The sequence below is a fragment of the Rhizobium phaseoli genome (assembly GCF_010668805.1).
In the GTDB taxonomy this organism is placed as follows: domain Bacteria; phylum Pseudomonadota; class Alphaproteobacteria; order Rhizobiales; family Rhizobiaceae; genus Rhizobium; species Rhizobium phaseoli_A.
In genome coordinates this window covers 1-15,532 of sequence record NZ_WUFT01000014.1, presented here as the reverse complement: position 1 = coordinate 15,532, position 15,532 = coordinate 1, and the positions used below count along the sequence as shown (strand labels likewise).

Genomic DNA, 15,532 nt, shown 5'->3' with positions numbered 1-15,532 from the left:
ATATCCAAGCACGGAATGCCGGCTGACGGCTGGAAGTTCCATGATGGCCTGCTCTCGCTGAATATTGGCAACATGCGCGCTATTCCAAGCCTTACCGCATCGCAAACGTGGCCTTCGATACTTCGAATGACGGCGAAGAAAATTCGCCGTCGCGTCGTATCGTTCTCATGCTTCAAACGTTAGTTGCTACCACAGGAATGCAAACATGCGCGTTGATCAATGGCTTTCCCTTCTCATCATCGCGCTCATGATGGGCGCCTTCGTATGGGGGCGTTATCGATACGATATCGTCGCCGTGAGTTCGCTGCTCGTTGCAATCATCGCCGGCGTCGTGCCTGCCAAAAGTGCCTTTTCCGGTTTTGCCGATGACATTGTGATTATCGTTGGCAGCGCGCTCATCGTCAGCGCGGCGATATCCAGATCGGGGATCATGGATGTCGCGTTGCGCCGATTTTCTCCCGAAAGACGCGGGCCGCGGATGCAGCTGATCATATTGGTTGCCATTGTTGCGGCCCTGTCGGCTTTCGTCAAAAATATCGGGGCGTTGGCAATCATGATCCCGGTTGCCGTGCAAATGGCGCGGAAATCACGCGTATCCCCGTCGATGTTCCTGATGCCGATGTCCTTCGCCTCTCTGCTCGGCGGGCTGATGACGCAGATCGGCACGTCGCCGAATATCATCGTTTCCCGGGTGCGTGAGGAGATCACCGGGCAGCCGTTCACGATGTTCGATTATACGCCTGTCGGCCTGGCGCTTTCGGTCGCCGGCGTTGTCTTTCTAGCGCTGTTCTACAAGCTGCTTCCGGAAAGAACCCGGGCGGAAACCTCGATGGACGAGGCGGTGGCGATCAAAAACTACACGACCGAGGCCAAGGTCACCACGCCGTCGGCGGCGATTGGCCGATCGGTCAGCTGGCTGCAGAAGCCGGCCGGCGGCGATGCGATGGTGACCGCGATCATCGGCGGCAGCGGCCAGAGGCGAACGCCGCTGCCCGACACCGTGCTCAAGGATGGCGACCTTCTGATCATCGAGGGAGAGCAGAGCGCTCTCGATAAGATCGTCAGTGAAGCCAAGCTTCAACTGTCCGATCGTAAACACCAGCCGGAGACACGCCAGGACATCAGTTCCGTTGAAGCCATCGTCGGCGAACATTCCCGCTTGATCGGCGTCAGCGCCAAAGACGTCTCCCTCTTCCATAATACCGGCCTCAATCTTCTTGCCGTCAGCCGCCGGGACCGGCGCTTCACCGAGCGTCTGGGCGAGATCAAGATCCGCAATGGCGACGTCGTGGTCCTGCAGGGCGACTTGCAGAAACTGCCGGACCTTCTGCGCGAATGGGGATGTTTACCGCTGGTCGAACGAGATTTGAAGCTTGGCAACGCCCGCAATGGCATGATCCCCGTCATCATCCTGTTGGCCACCATGGGGGCGACGGCCTTCGGCGGCATTCCTGTCGCCACAGCATTTTTTGCCGCCGCCTTTCTGATGGTGGTCACCGGATCTATTCCGTTGCGCGAAGTCTATCATCATCTTGATGCGCCCATTCTGATCATGCTGGCCGCTCTCATTCCGATCAGTGACTCGCTCAGAACCACCGGAACCACCGACATCATCGCCGACCTCCTGTCGCGGATCGCCGAAATGCTCCCGCCGTTCGGCGCTCTGGCTCTGATCCTGATTGCGGCCATGGCCGTGACACCGTTTTTGAACAACGCGGCCACCGTTCTGGTCATGGCGCCGATCGCTGCGACCTTTGCCGCCAAGCTGGGCTTTCGGCCCGATGCATTTCTGATGGCGGTGGCCATTGGTGCCGGCTGCGATTTCCTCACGCCCATCGGACATCAGTGCAACACGCTGGTCATGGGGCCGGGCGGGTATCGATTTGGCGACTATGCGCGATTGGGCCTGCCACTCTCGCTGATCGTCGTGCTTGTCAGTGTGCCTGCCCTGCTGGCAGTCTGGCCGATCTGACCCGGCGGATTCGGCCCACTCCACGAGGCAATGCAGGCTGCGCCAGCGGCGCAGCCTTGCCGCACTACTTCCACTGCGTCGCGTCGGCGGCAGCGCAGCCATATGGTGGCAGGGAACCGGCAAAAGTGATTTTCAGCTTGGCGCAGCCCCAGCTGTTGATCGGGCCGGGCATGGAATTGTTGAGGGTGATGCCGATTTCGTCATAGGGGCTATCGGTGTTGGAGATATAGCGATACCAGCGGAAACCGGTAAAAACGACGAGAGCAAGAGCGATCGGCAGCAGCAGGCGAATTAATTTTTTCACGATATTTCCTTATATGCGGCGGTCGCCGTTTAGCACTCCCATGTCGAAGCTGATAGCTCCGGCCAGGTGCAAGACGCGCGTTCTATAATGGCAGTTTGAAAAATATCCGGCGCAATCGATTCTTTGACGGGATCTGCAATGACCATCGAAGCAGCACGTAATTCGCATCCCATCTATTTCATCGGAGCTTTTGCGACGGGTGGGCTCTTAACGTTCATGGTGCATCTCAACGGGGAGCTGGCGCGGTACGGCAATCCGCTGTTCTCATCCTGGACCGCTCACGGCACAGGCATGGTCGCGGCCGTCATTCTTCTTTTGGCACTCTACCGCCGACGCACGCCGATGGCGGGAAAAACCGCTAAAGCGCCCTTATGGGCCTATCTCGGCGGGGTATCCGGGGCCGCAACGGTCATTTTGACCTCGACCGCGGTCAACTCGCCGCTCGGGCTTTCCGGCACCTTGGCTTTGGGTTTGGCAGGCCAGGTCGCTTTCAGCCTGGCGGCCGACAATTGGGGACTGTTCGGTTTGCCAAAGCGGCGCCCGGACATACGGGACATCGCCGCGCTCGGCCTGGTGGTTACCGGCGGCGCACTCATTATCCTGTTTGGGCGAGGTGCGGCGTGACAGTGTTCGTTCTTCTGGCTTGCCTCGGCGGCGTGCTCGTCGGCCTCAGCCGTCAGCTCAATGGGCGGTTGAGCATATCCACCACGCCGCTGATCGCATCCTTCTGGAACCATGCCGTAGGCTTTGCTGTCCTCACCTGCCTTGGTCTTATTGTCGGAGGCCTGCTTCCTGCCGGCGCCGCCGAGGCGCCTTGGTATGCCTTTTTGGGTGGTCCGATCGGCGTCGTTTTCGTGGCGGCAGGCAGCTGGGCGATCGCTCGCATAGGCGCGATCAATGCAGCGCTGCTGATCATTGGCGGCCAGATGGTAACCGGGGTGGCGTTTGATTATCTCAGCGCCGTGCCGACGTCGTTCTGGGCGAACGCCACCGGAATTGTTCTCATCGTCGGCGGAATGGTGGTCAGCCGCAGGCGGCGCAAAGCCGGCGGCTCGCAATAGCCGACAGCAATTCTGCCTGAGTGGTCAGAGACAATGGATTTCTCGGAGTTTATCGGCCGGTTCGTTCGTCGAGGGTCGAAAGAGCATCCTGCAGTCTCAGCGCCGCAAGTGCCTTCGTTGCCTCATCTGGAGACCATCCCGCTTCGAGCGCCGCGGATAGAACCAGCGATTCCGTTTGGAGCTCGAGCTTCTCATAAAGCGGCTCGATGGCTTCGCGCGCGGTGACGACGTGCTGGTCAGGTGGGGTGATGGGTGTCGCAGCAACCGTAGGCATGAATGCACCTCCTTTTGAACGCTAAGGTTCGAAACCCAATGACAGGCATCCTTGTTCCGTGCAGATCGCATTTTGGCCTGTCATCGATGACAGAACGTATTCTGAAATCTCGACGGTCGATACTTCGTCGTCTGAGGCCGTCTCTAGCGTCGAGCGAAACCCTTCGCTCGATGAAAGCCAGCAGACAGGCTACCGCATAATTGTGTAAATCGGAAGCGGCTTGAGGATTGTGCCGCGATTCAGGGTCTTGCAGCGGTCTTTGCGCATCATGAAGAAGCGAGGAAGCCTCCCATATCCCGCACCACGAATATTCGTTCGCCCTTGGGCAGCATCGCATCTCCATGCTTGCAAGGCCGTGACAATCAGGCGTCCGCCAGAAAGACCACTAAGAATCCTGCCTCTACAAATCGATCACGATATCGCCCTTAGGCTTCGAGCAGCAGATGAGCACGTTGCCATCCGCCGGCGCATCGACCGGGTCGGGCCGGTAGCCGACGCTCCCTGCTACAAGCCCGGTCTCGCAGGTATGACAGACGCCGGTTCGGCACGACCATCGCACCGGCACGTCGCAGGCCTCCGCCAGTTCGAGCAGGCTCTGGAATATCGGCTCCCAGCGCACATTGAGACCGGTGCGCGCAAACGACACCAGCGGCCCCGAGCCTGGAGACCCTGCCGGTGAATGTGGCGGACGAGGCGGCGAAGCAGACATTCCGGGGGTTATCGATGGACCGGCGCCGAACATCTCGCTGTGGATGCGATCCGGGGCGATGCCCAAGGCTGTCAGTCCGTCGGTCAGATCGCTCATGAATGTCGAGGGTCCGCAGATATAGACATCACAATCGCGCGGCAGGTCGAGCGCTTTCAGCGCCTGCACATCCAGACGGCCGTAAGCGTCGAAATCCAGCTCAGGCCGATCCTCGGGATCTGGCAAACTGTAGCGAATGTGGCTGCGATGGTGAGCAAGCCTCCCGAGCAGCCCGCGCGCCTCCTCGGCAAACGGATGTTCGCGGCCGTTGCGGGTGACGTATAACCACCAGACTTGCCGGGTCGACGCTTCGGTTGCCAGAACGTGAAGCATCGCCAGCACCGGCGTCACGCCGATACCCGCACTCAAGAGAATAATTGGCGAGGCGCCCGGCTGCAACGTGAAACTGCCGCGTGCGGCGCTTGCCTGCACGACGTCTCCAACCTGGAGCTCGTCATCGATGTAACTGCTGGCAAGGCCATGGGGCTCCCGTTTGACGCTGACGCGATAATGGCTGGCGCTGGGCTCGCCTGACAGAGAATAGCTGCGCATCATCGCCGGCGCAGAAGCTGGCCCGAGCCGCAGCACCACGAACTGCCCGGGCAGTGCCGCCGCAACGGGTTGGCCATCCGTCGGTTCGAGCAGGAGGGAGGTCACGCTGCCGCTTTCGCGCACCTTGCGCGCCACACGCATAGGGCGGAAACCGCGCCATGCCGGCGGCGGACCGGACGCGGCGGCGAGCCCGGCATTTCCCGTCGTCGTCCCCTCCTCCCGTTTCTGCTTGAGCAGCGCCTCGAATGACCCACGCCAGCCGGCGCTCAGCGCCGGGATGCGCAGCGCGCGCTCCAACTGGTCCCGAGGGTGGCCGGGCATATAAAGCAGCGCGTTGATCGTAAAAATGCTCATGCCTTCGGGGCCGGACGCAACCTTTGTGATTTCGTCGCCTGCCTGCACGTCCCCTTCCTCCAGCACACGCAAATAGAAGCCGGGACGGCCATGTTTGACCAGCAACGCGGCCATCTCCGGCTCGTCCATGCGTATGCCAAGCCGGTAGCAGGTGACGCGCGGCTGCGTCACCTCGAACAATGCGGCGCCGATCCGATAACGGTCTCCAACGCAGACTTCTGCATCAGGCAAACCATCGATGGTAAAATTCTCTCCGAACTGCCCGTAGACAAAGTCGTCGCGACGCAGTTGCTTCTGCCAGTACCGGTAGGAATCGATCTGATAGACAAAGACCGCACGGCCTTCACCGCCATGGCCGGCGAGGTCGGCTTGTCCATCGCCGTCCACGTTCAGTCGCCGCACCATGCGGGGGCCCTCGACCGGCGTTTTCCAAATGGCGGTGTTGACGATCTTGCCTTGCCAAGTGATGTCGCGCGGCAGGCCCACATTGACCGAAAGCAAGCGTAGCATGACATTTCTCCCGAATGATGATCATCGCAATTTCGAGATGGATGGAAGATCGGCTGCAACAACAGGTCGCGTCTTGGCAAGGACGCTCCAGCCTGACGTCTTCCAGTGGTGGCGCGGATAATAGGCCCATCGATAGAATAACCGAAGGGGTCGTCGATCGATTATACGGTGGCGTCGCCGCAGCTCAGCATCGGCACCCGTCCAGTCGAAACCCAGCAATCAAAACCTGCGGTTTCCCTGCCTTCGAGAAACGGAACGCCGCAACCCGGAAGCCGAGACTGTTGTCCTGGCCGCGGCGGACGCGGCTCAGAGCGTCGATCTCAGCTCGCGATAATGTTCGGTTAATCCGACCAAGCTGAAAGCCCTGTTGAGGCCACTTGGATTAGGCAGCAGCCAGATGACGGCGCCCGTAAATTCCTCGGCCTGCCGACCCCATTCGACATCGGCTCGAAGGCTGATGGCCGCGTATGCCGCCTTTCCAAGAAAGGCCAGATTGGCCGGCGCAAACGTTTGGATCTTCTTCTCCAGGACAGGGGCGGCGCTTAGGTAATCCTGCCTCTTCAACTCACTCGCGCTTTTCGTGGGACGTGAAACCGCCGATGTCAGGCCGCAGCCATAGTGCAATAAGGCGCGCTCTTCTTCCGCCCGAAGCAACCGCGGCGTAAATCCAGCCAGATGCAATACGCGCCAAAAGCGGTTGCTCGGGTTCGAGAAATTATGTCCGTCCCGAACCGCGGACAGGGCAGGGTTCAATCGGCAGAAAACGACGGAGAGGCCGGGAGCGAGGATTTCCGACAATCCGCTGTTTGGCGACGTGGCATCGTTCAAACCGCTGCCTCCTCAGGCGAGGTATTTCGTGAACCAGTCCACCGTTCGCTGCCAGGCGAGCTTGGCGGCCGCTTCGTCGTAGCGCGGCGTGGAATCATTGTGGAAGCCGTGATTGACGTCGGGGTAGACATAGGCCTCGTAGGTTTTTCCCGCTGATTTCAGCGCAGCTTCATAGGCTGGCCAGCCTTCGTTGATGCCCTTGTCCAGCCCGGCATAATGGAGAAGCAAGGGCGCCTTGATCTTCGGCACGTCCTCGGCGCGCGGTTGCCTGCCGTAGAACGGCACGGCGGCGGCAAGTTCCGGATAGGCGACCGCCGCAGCATTGGCGACGCCGCCGCCGTAGCAGAAGCCGGTGATGCCGACCTTGCCGGTGGTGAGGTCGCTCTTCATCAGAAACTCCACAGCCGCGAAGAAGTCGTTCATCAGCTTTTCCGGGTCGACCTTCTGCTGCAGGTCCCGCCCCTTCTCGTCGTTGCCGGGGTAACCTCCGACCGAGGTGAGTCCATCCGGCGCCAGCGCGATGAACCCGGCCTTTGCCGCGCGCCGCGCCACATCCTCGATATAGGGGTTCAGGCCTCTGTTTTCGTGCACGACCACGACGGCTGCGACCTTGCCGGCGGCGTTTTTAGGGCGGACGAGATAGGCGCGGACATCGCCATTTCCTTTCGGCGAGGGATAGGTGATGTATTCGGCTGATATGTCGGGATCGGTGAACTCGACCTGGGTCGCCAGCGCATAGTCAGGGCTCAGCGACGAAAGAATGGCGGCTGCCGTCAGCCCGCCGACGGCGAATTTGCCGGCCCGGTCGAGAAACTCGCGCTTGGTAATCCTCCCATGCGCGTAATAATCATAGAGTTCGAGAAGTTCCTGAGGGAAATCCTTGGCTGTCATGCGGGTCATGATGGCTCCTCCTTGCCTTCGGGTCTCGCGCCATCCTACACACGTAAACTCACGTGTCTTTTCAACATTTCGCGAGTCCCGCGTGTGGCTGTCGGGACGACCGCCGCCTGCGGCAACGGACGCTGAATTCACCGCTGCTGCTTCAGTCGGTGCGCGCTATTTCCTTCGGCAATCCGCATCCGGCCCGTCGCAGCCAACAATCGGCCGCCGTCCGCAGGTCTATGAAAATTAATTTCATGCTTGCGCTTTGAGGCCCGTTTTCTATTGACGCCTCTCGATTTTTGTCCCAACTTAAAGAAAATAAATTACTTAATTGGGAACTTGATCGGCATGAAAGTGGGAATCATCGGGCTGGGATTCCGGCTCGGCTATCTCGGATATGTGTTCAAAGCGATCGATAGCAGCTTCGACATTGTCGGCTATGTCGATCCGGAACCCGCCGGACTTCCCGGATTGACGGAAAAGGGAGTCTCGGTCGGCAAAGCCTATGCTTCGCCGGAGGAGTTGCTGGCGTCCGAAAAGCTCGATCTGCTGATGATCGGCTCTCCCAATCACCTGCATCTCGATCATATCAGGCTCGGGCTTCAAGCCGGTCTTAAAGTCTTCTGCGAAAAGCCGATCGTTACCACGATTGCCGAAAGCATCGAGCTTGCCCATCTGATGGCGAAGTTCGGCCATGAGCGGCTGATGGTCGGTCTGGTGCTGCGTTATTCCCCGCTTTATAAGGATCTGCGCGCCATCCAGGCCGAGGGAAAACTCGGCCAGATCGTCTCGATCGAGGCTTCCGAGCATATCGAGCCCTATCACGGCGCCTTCTTCATGCGCGACTGGCGCCGCTACGAGCGCTATTCCGGCAGCTTCATGCTGGAGAAATGCTGCCACGACCTCGACCTTTATAATGGTGTCGTCGGCGCAAGGCCGGAGCGCGTGGCAAGTTTCGGCGGCCGCAAGAGCTTCATTCCGGCCAACGATCCGGCCCGCGAGGGCATCAACGATCTCGAGCTTTTCCATCGCAAGCCGAGCGGCTGGATGGGATCGGACAAGGTCTTCGACAGCGATGCCGACATTATCGATTACCAGGTGGCGATCGTCGAATATGAAAATGGCGTGGGCATGAACTTCCACACCAATCTGAACGTGCCCGACCAGTTCCGCCGTTTCGCCATCATGGGTTCGCGCGGCATGGCCGAGGGCGATTTCGTGCGCGGCTATCTCGATGTGCACGAACAGCTGACCGGCAAGAAGGTTGTGGAAAACAAATATGCTGCCACCGAGCTCTCCCAGCACTACGGCGCCGACGAACAGATGGCGAGCGATCTCTTGGAAAGCGTGCGCACCGGGCTCGAACTTCCCGTTTCCACGCTGAATGCGCTGGAAGCCGGTATCCTCGCCCTGGCGATGGATGAGGCGAGGATGAAGAAAACCGTCGTCGACCTGCGTCCCATCTGGGATCGCTTCGACGAGGCGCTCCACGCAAGAGCGGCTTGAGGAAGGCGGCAAGATGAGTGTCCAAAGAAGCGCCTTCATCTTCGCCTGGATCCTTCTTCTTCCGGCTGTTCTCTATGTTCTCGCCATCGTCGCCTATCCCCTCGTCGATACTTTCATTCTCTCCTTCACTGACGCGTCGCTGAAGAAGACCACCAACTGGGTCGGCTGGGTCAATTACCAGAAGATCTTCAACGGCAGCTTTGCGGAGGTCATCGTCCGCACCTTCATCTGGACGTTTTTCTCGGTCGCCTTCAAAATGATCATCGGCACCTTCGGCGCGACCATGCTGAATGCCGCCGTGCCCGGCCGCTCGCTGTTCCGGCTCTTGACCATGCCGCCATGGATCGTGCCGATGGCCATCGGCATCTTCATGTGGGGCTGGATGTATAATGGCCAGTTCGGGATGATATCGGGCGTTTTGCAGCGCTTCGGGCTGGTCGATGGTCCGGTCGCCTTCCTCGCCTATGGCAGCACCGCCTTCTGGGCAACGATCATCACCGACGTGTGGATCGGCGTGCCGCTGGTGACGATCTACTTCCTGGCGGCGATCCAGTCTATTCCGAAGGATCTCTACGAGGCCGCCTGGACCGACGGCGCCGGCCGCTGGTATCGCTTCCGCCGCATCACCCTGCCGCTGATGGTGCCTGCCATCATCACCATGTCGATGCTGTCGCTGATCGCCACCTTCAATTCGTTCGACATCATCTGGATCTTGACCCAGGGTGGGCCGAGCGGTGAGACGACGACGATGATCATCGATACCTATCAGACCGCCATCGGCTCGAAGAAATACGGTGAAGGTGCAGCGCGCGCCGTGTTGATCTGCATCTTCCTGTCGCTCTTCTGCTTTGCCTATTTCCGCGTTACCCGCCGCCTCAACCCGGAGAAGCGCGCATGAGCAATGCTGCCATGATCGACCGATACCGCTGGTGGGAGATCATCCTGATCTATTGCGGCATCGCGCTGTTTCTGTTCTTCGTGCTGGCGCCCTTCTTCGAAGGCTTCATGGTGTCGCTGAAACCCCTCAGCCAGCTCTTCTCCTCTCCCTACCGCTTCTGGCCGGAGAACGGTTCCTTCGAGGCTTATCGGACGATGTGGATCAGCGTGCCGGGTTTCGGGCGTTATATCTTCAACTCGTTCTTCATCTCGATCATCGTCACGCTGATCGTGCTCTGCCTGGTCATTCCGGCGGCTTATGCCTTCGCGAAGTTCGAATTCAAGGGCATGGGGATCCTGCTCGGCGCCTTCCTGACGGTGAACATGTTCTCCGGCGCCGTGCTGTTGATCCCGCTCTTCCGGCTGATGCGCAGCATGGGCGTGCTCAACACCTATCTCGCCATGATCGTGCCTGGTGTTGCCTTCCTGATCCCCTCGGCGATCTGGTTGCTGCGCACCTACATGATCCGTATCCCGCAGGAACTCAATGAAGCGGCCTATATGGATGGCGCCAGCCATTTCTACACGCTTCGCCGCGTCATCCTGCCGATTGCGATGCCGGGTATTATCGTCGTCGCCATCACCACCTTCATCGGTGCTTACGCCCAGCAATTCATCTTCGCGCTGACCTTCAACTCGAAGACCGAATACATGCCCCTGCCGGTTGGCCTTTTTGCATACTTCGGTAAGCAGGAGGTCATCTGGAACGAACTGATGGCGGCTTCCTTCGTCGGTATCGCGCCGGCGATGGTCGTCATCTTCTTCCTTCAGCGCTACCTTGTCGGCGGGCTGACCGCCGGTGCGGTGAAACAATAAGACCAAAAAACGAGTGAACAGCTAACACAAGAACGGGAGTCACGACGTGAGTATATCAATCAGGACAGGCCTTATGGCGCTCGCCTTGCTCGGTTCGACGGCAATGACTGCGGTCACTGCCCATGCAGCCGACAAGGAAATCAGCTGGATCTATTGCGGCGACACGATCGACCCGGTCCACGTCAAATTCATCAAGCAGTGGGAAGAAAAGAACACCGGCTGGAAGGTTACCCCCGAGGTTGTCGGCTGGGCGCAGTGCCAGGACAAGGCAACGACGCTTGCCGCCGCCGGCACGCCGGTCGCCATGGCCTATGTCGGCTCGCGCACGCTGAAGGAATTCGCGCAGAACGATCTGATCGTTCCGGTGCCGATGACCGATGACGAGAAGAAGACCTACTATCCCCACATCGTCGACACGGTGACCTTCGAGGGTAACCAGTGGGGCGTTCCGATCGCCTTCTCCACCAAGGCGCTTTACTGGAACAAGGATCTCTTCAAGCAGGCCGGCCTTGACCCCGAGAAGCCGCCGAAGACCTGGGCTGAAGAAATCGAGATGGCAAAAACCATCAAGGAAAAGACCGGCATTCCGGGCTTCGGTCTCTCCGCCAAGACCTTCGACAATACCATGCATCAGTTCATGCATTGGGTTTACACCAACAACGGCAGTGTGATCGATGCCGACGGCAAGGTCACGCTCGACAGCCCGCAGATTCTCGCCGCGCTGAAAGCCTATAAGGACATCGTCCCCTACTCCGAAGAAGGCCCGACGGCCTATGAGCAGAACGAAGTCCGCGCCATCTTCCTCGACGGCAAGGTGGCGATGATCCAGGCCGGCTCAGGTGCGGCCGACCGTCTGAAGAAGACCCAGATCAGCTGGGGCATCACGACCCTGCCGCTCGGCCCCGACGCCAAGGGTCCAGGCACGCTTCTGATCACCGACAGCCTGGCGATCTTCAAGGGCTCCGGCGTCGAGGACAAGGCGACCGAGTTCGCCAAGTTCATCACCTCCCCCGATGTCCAGTCGGAATACGAGCTGCAGGGCGGCGCCGGCCTCACGCCGCTGCGCCCCTCCGCAAAGGTCGACGAGTTCGTCGCCAAGGATGCCAATTGGAAGCCGTTGATCGATGGCATCAGCTATGGTGGTCCGGAGCCGCTCTTCACCGACTATAAGGGCTTCCAGAACTCGATGATCGAGATGATCCAGTCGGTGGTGACTGGAAAAGCCGAGCCGGAGGCAGCACTCAAGAAGGCTGCCGGCGAAGTCGAAGCCTTCAAGTAAGGCCTCCCGAGGCTCCCTGGGGTCGCGGCATAAGCCGCGACCCCTCCCCTATATCGAGCGTGCGACGAAGGCCGCCGGCGGAGACAGATTTTTGGGACAGCTCGTTCTTAACAAAGTTCAGAAATTCTACGGCGACTACGAGGTTCTGAAGGGCGTGCAGCTCGATGTGAAGAACGGCGAGTTCGTCGTCTTCGTCGGTCCGTCTGGCTGCGGCAAATCCACTCTGCTGCGGATGATCGCCGGCCTCGACGCGACGACGGCGGGCGATATCGTCATAGACGGTATCAGGGTCAACGACCTGCCGCCGGTCAAGCGCGGCATCGCCATGGTGTTCCAGTCCTACGCGCTCTACCCGCACATGACCGTCTTCGAAAACATCGCCTTCCCGCTGCGCGTCGAGAAGATGGAAGAGGCAAAGCTCAAGGCCAGGGTGGAAAATGCGGCGCGCATCCTTCACCTGGAACAGCGGCTGCAGCAGAAACCCGGCGTGCTATCCGGCGGCCAGCGCCAGCGCGTCGCCATCGGCCGCGCCATCGTGCGCGAACCGAAAATATTCCTGTTCGACGAGCCGCTGTCCAACCTCGACGCGGCATTGCGCGCCGATATGCGCATCGAGCTTGCCAAGCTGCACCGGCAGCTGAAGGCGACGATGATCTATGTGACGCACGACCAGGTCGAGGCGATGACCATGGCCGACCGTATCGTCGTGCTCGACGCCGGCGATATTTCCCAGACGGGCGCGCCGCTGGAGCTTTACCACAAGCCGGCCAACCAGTTCGTCGCCGGCTTCATCGGCAACCCGAAAATGAATTTCCTGCCCGTCACCTGCAAGGGCGTCAGCGCCAGCGGCGTCGAGGTGGAGTATCAAGGCCAGACCGCCCTTCTGCCGGTAACGCCGCGTGACGGCATGGCCGGCAAGACCCTGACGCTCGGCATCCGCCCGGAGCATATTCAGCTCAACGGGGGCGATATCGTCTTTACCGTGACGCCGACGGTGATCGAACGCCTCGGCGCCAATACCGTCGCTTATGCCTCGCTCAACGGCGAGGCCGAGAACTTCTGCGCCATGCTCCCCGGCAGCGTCGGCATCCGCGCCGATGTGCCGGTATCAACCGGCATCAATGCCGCGGATTGCCACCTCTTCGACGAGGCGGGTATTGCTTTCGAGCGGCGCGTGGAACTGACCGAAATCGATATGAACGTGATCAACCCGACGGCGGCTTGAGGCGACTGGCTCTGTTTCGGCCCTTGCTTATTAAACTGGGACCGCAATACAGATATTTCCTGACTAGTTAATTCTCAGTCATGTTCGCAACAGTCATACAGGACCTCGCTGTGACCGGCTTTTCTTCGACCCTAGATTCCGGCGTATTGGTCAATCTAGGCGACCCGGACTGCGATGCGGCTCACAAGGCATTGCTTATCGAGCTGCAACGCCTGCGGGTTCCCTTCTTGGATGACGGAACCGCTCTGACTAATCGGCAAAAAGGAAATATCGGAGAGTTCGTCACGCTTCATGTTGCGAGAGGCCTACAGTTCGGCGCAATGCATAAGCAAGCGGGAAATGCTCTTGAGCCTTTGTCAGATATCAGCAAGGCCGGTCTAGACTTGGTGTATGTCTATCTTGACGAAAGCAATTCCCAGAATGACCTAATATATATCCAAGAGATAAAAACTACAGGGCAGAACACTCTTGGTTATTGGGACAAGCTAACAGTAGATTACGAGAAGCTATTCGCGACTGATCTCAATTTGACTTTGCAATCGCGTATCCAGACATTGGCATTCCGGTTCGAGATTGAGCAGAACAACGACGAATATGCGGAGCGCGTCAGGCGGCTGGGAGCAACAACTCCGCAAGGCTGCACGAACGTGAGGCTGCTCCCGACGGGCATCCATGACGTAAATGTCGGTAACCCTGTCCAAAAGCTCGTAGCTATCCGATCTGCCATCACTGTTTTCGGCTGGAGCGCCGCTCAGATCGCTCCTTGGGCGATGGGATTGTCCGACTTGGAGCAACGCCTACTCCGTCTGGCCAGGGGGAAATTTTGACTCTGAACGAAGAGTTGCTCCGAGCCGAGCGGACTGCATGGGGGATGGCGCGTGGTCTAAACGTCGAGCCCGCATCGTGGGGATATCTCCTCGCAGTTGCGCAACGCGAGATCGGATACTATCAAAAGCGACTCCTGCTGCCCGACAGTGAAAAGTTGCTGAGTGAAGAAGTCGCTTCACCTCTGATTGCAGCGGCGCGAATAATTCTTGAAGTCGCGGACAGCTTCGACCGCGTCGCATTGGATACCCTGGATGCTGAAAAAGCAAGACAACGTGTACTTCTGCTGACGTTGGCAGGCTGCGCTTTTGGGATGTATGGGAATTTTCCATCTGCAGCTGCAGTACACAAGAAATTAGACGACCGGGAGCTGCGTTCAGATGGTCTGTGGCTTGCCGCAGCGGTTAGCAACCCACGCCTGATACCTCGGGCGCTCTTATCATCTCACATAACAGGTCAGACACGAGCGTTCATCGAACGGTTGAATTACTTTTTGCGAACGGGTGACGAGGGCGAAGGTGACAGGTTAGTTCGTCATTTGGAGGAGCTAATGGTTGCAAATCGATCGCCAGCTGAAATGACCATGCTAGGCTGCGCTCGACTTGCCCTAAAGCAAATTACAACGCTTGCGATAGCAAAGTTAATGAAACGCGACAGGAGCACGATCTTTCACCGGTATATATCGAATATCATCGAGGACCAGCGACACTGCCTTCTGCCGCCTCAATACAACGTACTAAAAGATGACGACCTACTTGAATCCGAAAACAATTGCATCATTACCTTGCCGACCAGCACTGGCAAGACCCTAATTGCCGGACTCATTATTGCCGCCCGAATGAGCAGTGCCCCGAGAGTGGCGATCTATGTGGTTCCGTATATCGCGCTGGGAAGACAAGTCTACGAGACGCTCCGTAGGCATGCACCAGATCACGTCGCAGTGCTTGGGTATTTTGGTGTGTTCAATTCGCATACGACAATACCTTCAGATGCCTACTCCATACTAGTTGTGACCCCTGAGCGACTGGACGGCATTCTGCGTACATCCAGCAACATATATCAACGTCTTGACACAGTGGTCTTTGATGAAGCCCATGGAGTTGAAAATGGCTCTAGAGGCGCGCGACTGGAAGCAATTATAACCCGCTTCCGACTACAACAGCAAAAGTCCTATCCTCTGAGAATAGTCTTACTTTCAGCTGTCCTTTCTGACGTCGTCCATTTGCGGCGCTGGCTTGGTACGGACGCTGAGCACTACAGCGACACTTGGAGACCAACAGCGAGACGACTTGGAATTTGGACGCATGAGGGAGTGCTGGCCTGGATATATGGAACATGACCTGCCACTGAGGATTTCCTCCAGAATTGATTAGAGTCCGGCCCATCAAAGGACGGACGAATGAAGAAGCAGAGATTTACCGAAGAGCAGATTATTGCGGTGCTGAAGGAGCAGGAGGCTGGTG

Annotated in this window: 15 protein-coding genes; 10 read left to right on the top strand and 5 right to left on the bottom strand. The window is 58.7% G+C overall.

Translation table 11 applies throughout. The features are described from left to right. Positions 1–205: 205 nt before the first annotated feature. The gene (locus tag GR197_RS21350) at positions 206–1,972 is read left to right on the top strand and encodes an SLC13 family permease (RefSeq protein WP_164013098.1); all 1,767 of its coding nucleotides are present in this window, start codon (positions 206–208) and stop codon (positions 1,970–1,972) included. Between the two features lie 64 nt (positions 1,973–2,036). Here GR197_RS21350 and GR197_RS21345 read toward each other — a convergent pair whose 3' ends face one another. Next, entirely contained in the window at positions 2,037–2,276 is a 240-nt protein-coding gene (locus GR197_RS21345; protein WP_164013096.1) for a hypothetical protein, read from the bottom strand. Positions 2,277–2,414: 138 nt separating this feature from the next. Between GR197_RS21345 and GR197_RS21340 the strand changes: the two genes are divergently transcribed. Beyond that, positions 2,415–2,900 (top strand): DMT family transporter, encoded by a 486-nt coding sequence (locus GR197_RS21340; protein WP_164013095.1) that lies wholly within the window; start codon positions 2,415–2,417, stop codon positions 2,898–2,900. Then, positions 2,897–3,337 (top strand): DMT family transporter, encoded by a 441-nt coding sequence (locus GR197_RS21335; RefSeq protein WP_164013093.1) that lies wholly within the window; start codon positions 2,897–2,899, stop codon positions 3,335–3,337. The genes GR197_RS21340 and GR197_RS21335 overlap by 4 nt, the downstream gene beginning before the upstream one ends. Positions 3,338–3,386: 49 nt before the next feature. On the opposite strand, the gene GR197_RS21330 is transcribed toward GR197_RS21335, so the two are convergent. The 4 genes from GR197_RS21330 to yghX form a co-directional block, all read right to left on the bottom strand. After that, complete coding sequence (locus GR197_RS21330; protein ID WP_164013091.1) at positions 3,387–3,611, bottom strand: hypothetical protein; 225 nt, start codon at positions 3,609–3,611, stop codon at positions 3,387–3,389. Positions 3,612–4,011: 400 nt separating this feature from the next. Continuing rightward, complete coding sequence (locus tag GR197_RS21325; RefSeq protein ID WP_164013090.1) at positions 4,012–5,772, bottom strand: MOSC and FAD-binding oxidoreductase domain-containing protein; 1,761 nt, start codon at positions 5,770–5,772, stop codon at positions 4,012–4,014. Positions 5,773–6,078: 306 nt separating this feature from the next. After that, positions 6,079–6,600: a G/U mismatch-specific DNA glycosylase gene (gene mug, locus GR197_RS21320; protein WP_164013088.1), complete on the bottom strand. Its 522-nt coding sequence runs from the start codon at positions 6,598–6,600 to the stop codon at positions 6,079–6,081. Positions 6,601–6,612: 12 nt separating this feature from the next. Next, positions 6,613–7,500 carry a YghX family hydrolase gene (gene yghX, locus GR197_RS21315; protein ID WP_164013086.1) on the bottom strand — a complete coding sequence of 296 codons (888 nt, stop codon included), beginning with the start codon at positions 7,498–7,500 and terminating at the stop codon, positions 6,613–6,615. 330 nt (positions 7,501–7,830) lie between these two features. Here yghX and GR197_RS21310 point away from each other — a divergent pair, with 330 nt between their 5' ends. The 7 genes from GR197_RS21310 (at position 7,831) to GR197_RS21280 (ending at position 15,408) form a co-directional block, all read left to right on the top strand. Next, entirely contained in the window at positions 7,831–8,988 is a 1,158-nt protein-coding gene (locus tag GR197_RS21310) for a Gfo/Idh/MocA family protein (protein ID WP_003594794.1), read from the top strand. A 13-nt stretch (positions 8,989–9,001) separates the two neighbouring features. Further along, entirely contained in the window at positions 9,002–9,886 is an 885-nt protein-coding gene (locus GR197_RS21305) for a carbohydrate ABC transporter permease (RefSeq protein WP_164013084.1), read from the top strand. Next, positions 9,883–10,740: a carbohydrate ABC transporter permease gene (locus GR197_RS21300; protein WP_164013082.1), complete on the top strand. Its 858-nt coding sequence runs from the start codon at positions 9,883–9,885 to the stop codon at positions 10,738–10,740. The genes GR197_RS21305 and GR197_RS21300 overlap by 4 nt, the downstream gene beginning before the upstream one ends. Before the next feature lie 73 nt (positions 10,741–10,813). Beyond that, the gene (locus tag GR197_RS21295) at positions 10,814–12,019 is read left to right on the top strand and encodes an ABC transporter substrate-binding protein (RefSeq protein WP_164013413.1); all 1,206 of its coding nucleotides are present in this window, start codon (positions 10,814–10,816) and stop codon (positions 12,017–12,019) included. Positions 12,020–12,110: 91 nt separating this feature from the next. Beyond that, positions 12,111–13,244, top strand: coding sequence for an ABC transporter ATP-binding protein (locus tag GR197_RS21290; RefSeq protein WP_164013080.1), 1,134 nt, complete (start codon positions 12,111–12,113; stop codon positions 13,242–13,244). 110 nt (positions 13,245–13,354) lie between these two features. Then, entirely contained in the window at positions 13,355–14,071 is a 717-nt protein-coding gene (locus tag GR197_RS21285; RefSeq protein ID WP_164013077.1) for a hypothetical protein, read from the top strand. Further along, complete coding sequence (locus tag GR197_RS21280; protein ID WP_164013075.1) at positions 14,068–15,408, top strand: DEAD/DEAH box helicase; 1,341 nt, start codon at positions 14,068–14,070, stop codon at positions 15,406–15,408. Before GR197_RS21285 ends, GR197_RS21280 begins: the two co-directional genes overlap by 4 nt. The last annotated feature ends 124 nt before the right edge of the window (positions 15,409–15,532 follow it).

Bases quoted from the DNA above. Each gene is read 5' to 3' on its own strand.
- GR197_RS21350 (WP_164013098.1), top strand. From the start codon at position 206: ATGCGCGTTGATCAATGGCTTTCCCTTCTCATCATCGCGCTCATGATG.
- GR197_RS21340 (WP_164013095.1), top strand. From the start codon at position 2,415: ATGACCATCGAAGCAGCACGTAATTCGCATCCCATCTATTTCATCGGA.
- GR197_RS21330 (WP_164013091.1), bottom strand. From the start codon at position 3,611: ATGCCTACGGTTGCTGCGACACCCATCACCCCACCTGACCAGCACGTC.
- GR197_RS21325 (WP_164013090.1), bottom strand. From the start codon at position 5,772: ATGCTACGCTTGCTTTCGGTCAATGTGGGCCTGCCGCGCGACATCACT.
- yghX (WP_164013086.1), bottom strand. From the start codon at position 7,500: ATGACCCGCATGACAGCCAAGGATTTCCCTCAGGAACTTCTCGAACTC.
- GR197_RS21310 (WP_003594794.1), top strand. From the start codon at position 7,831: ATGAAAGTGGGAATCATCGGGCTGGGATTCCGGCTCGGCTATCTCGGA.
- GR197_RS21305 (WP_164013084.1), top strand. From the start codon at position 9,002: ATGAGTGTCCAAAGAAGCGCCTTCATCTTCGCCTGGATCCTTCTTCTT.
- GR197_RS21300 (WP_164013082.1), top strand. From the start codon at position 9,883: ATGAGCAATGCTGCCATGATCGACCGATACCGCTGGTGGGAGATCATC.
- GR197_RS21295 (WP_164013413.1), top strand. From the start codon at position 10,814: ATGGCGCTCGCCTTGCTCGGTTCGACGGCAATGACTGCGGTCACTGCC.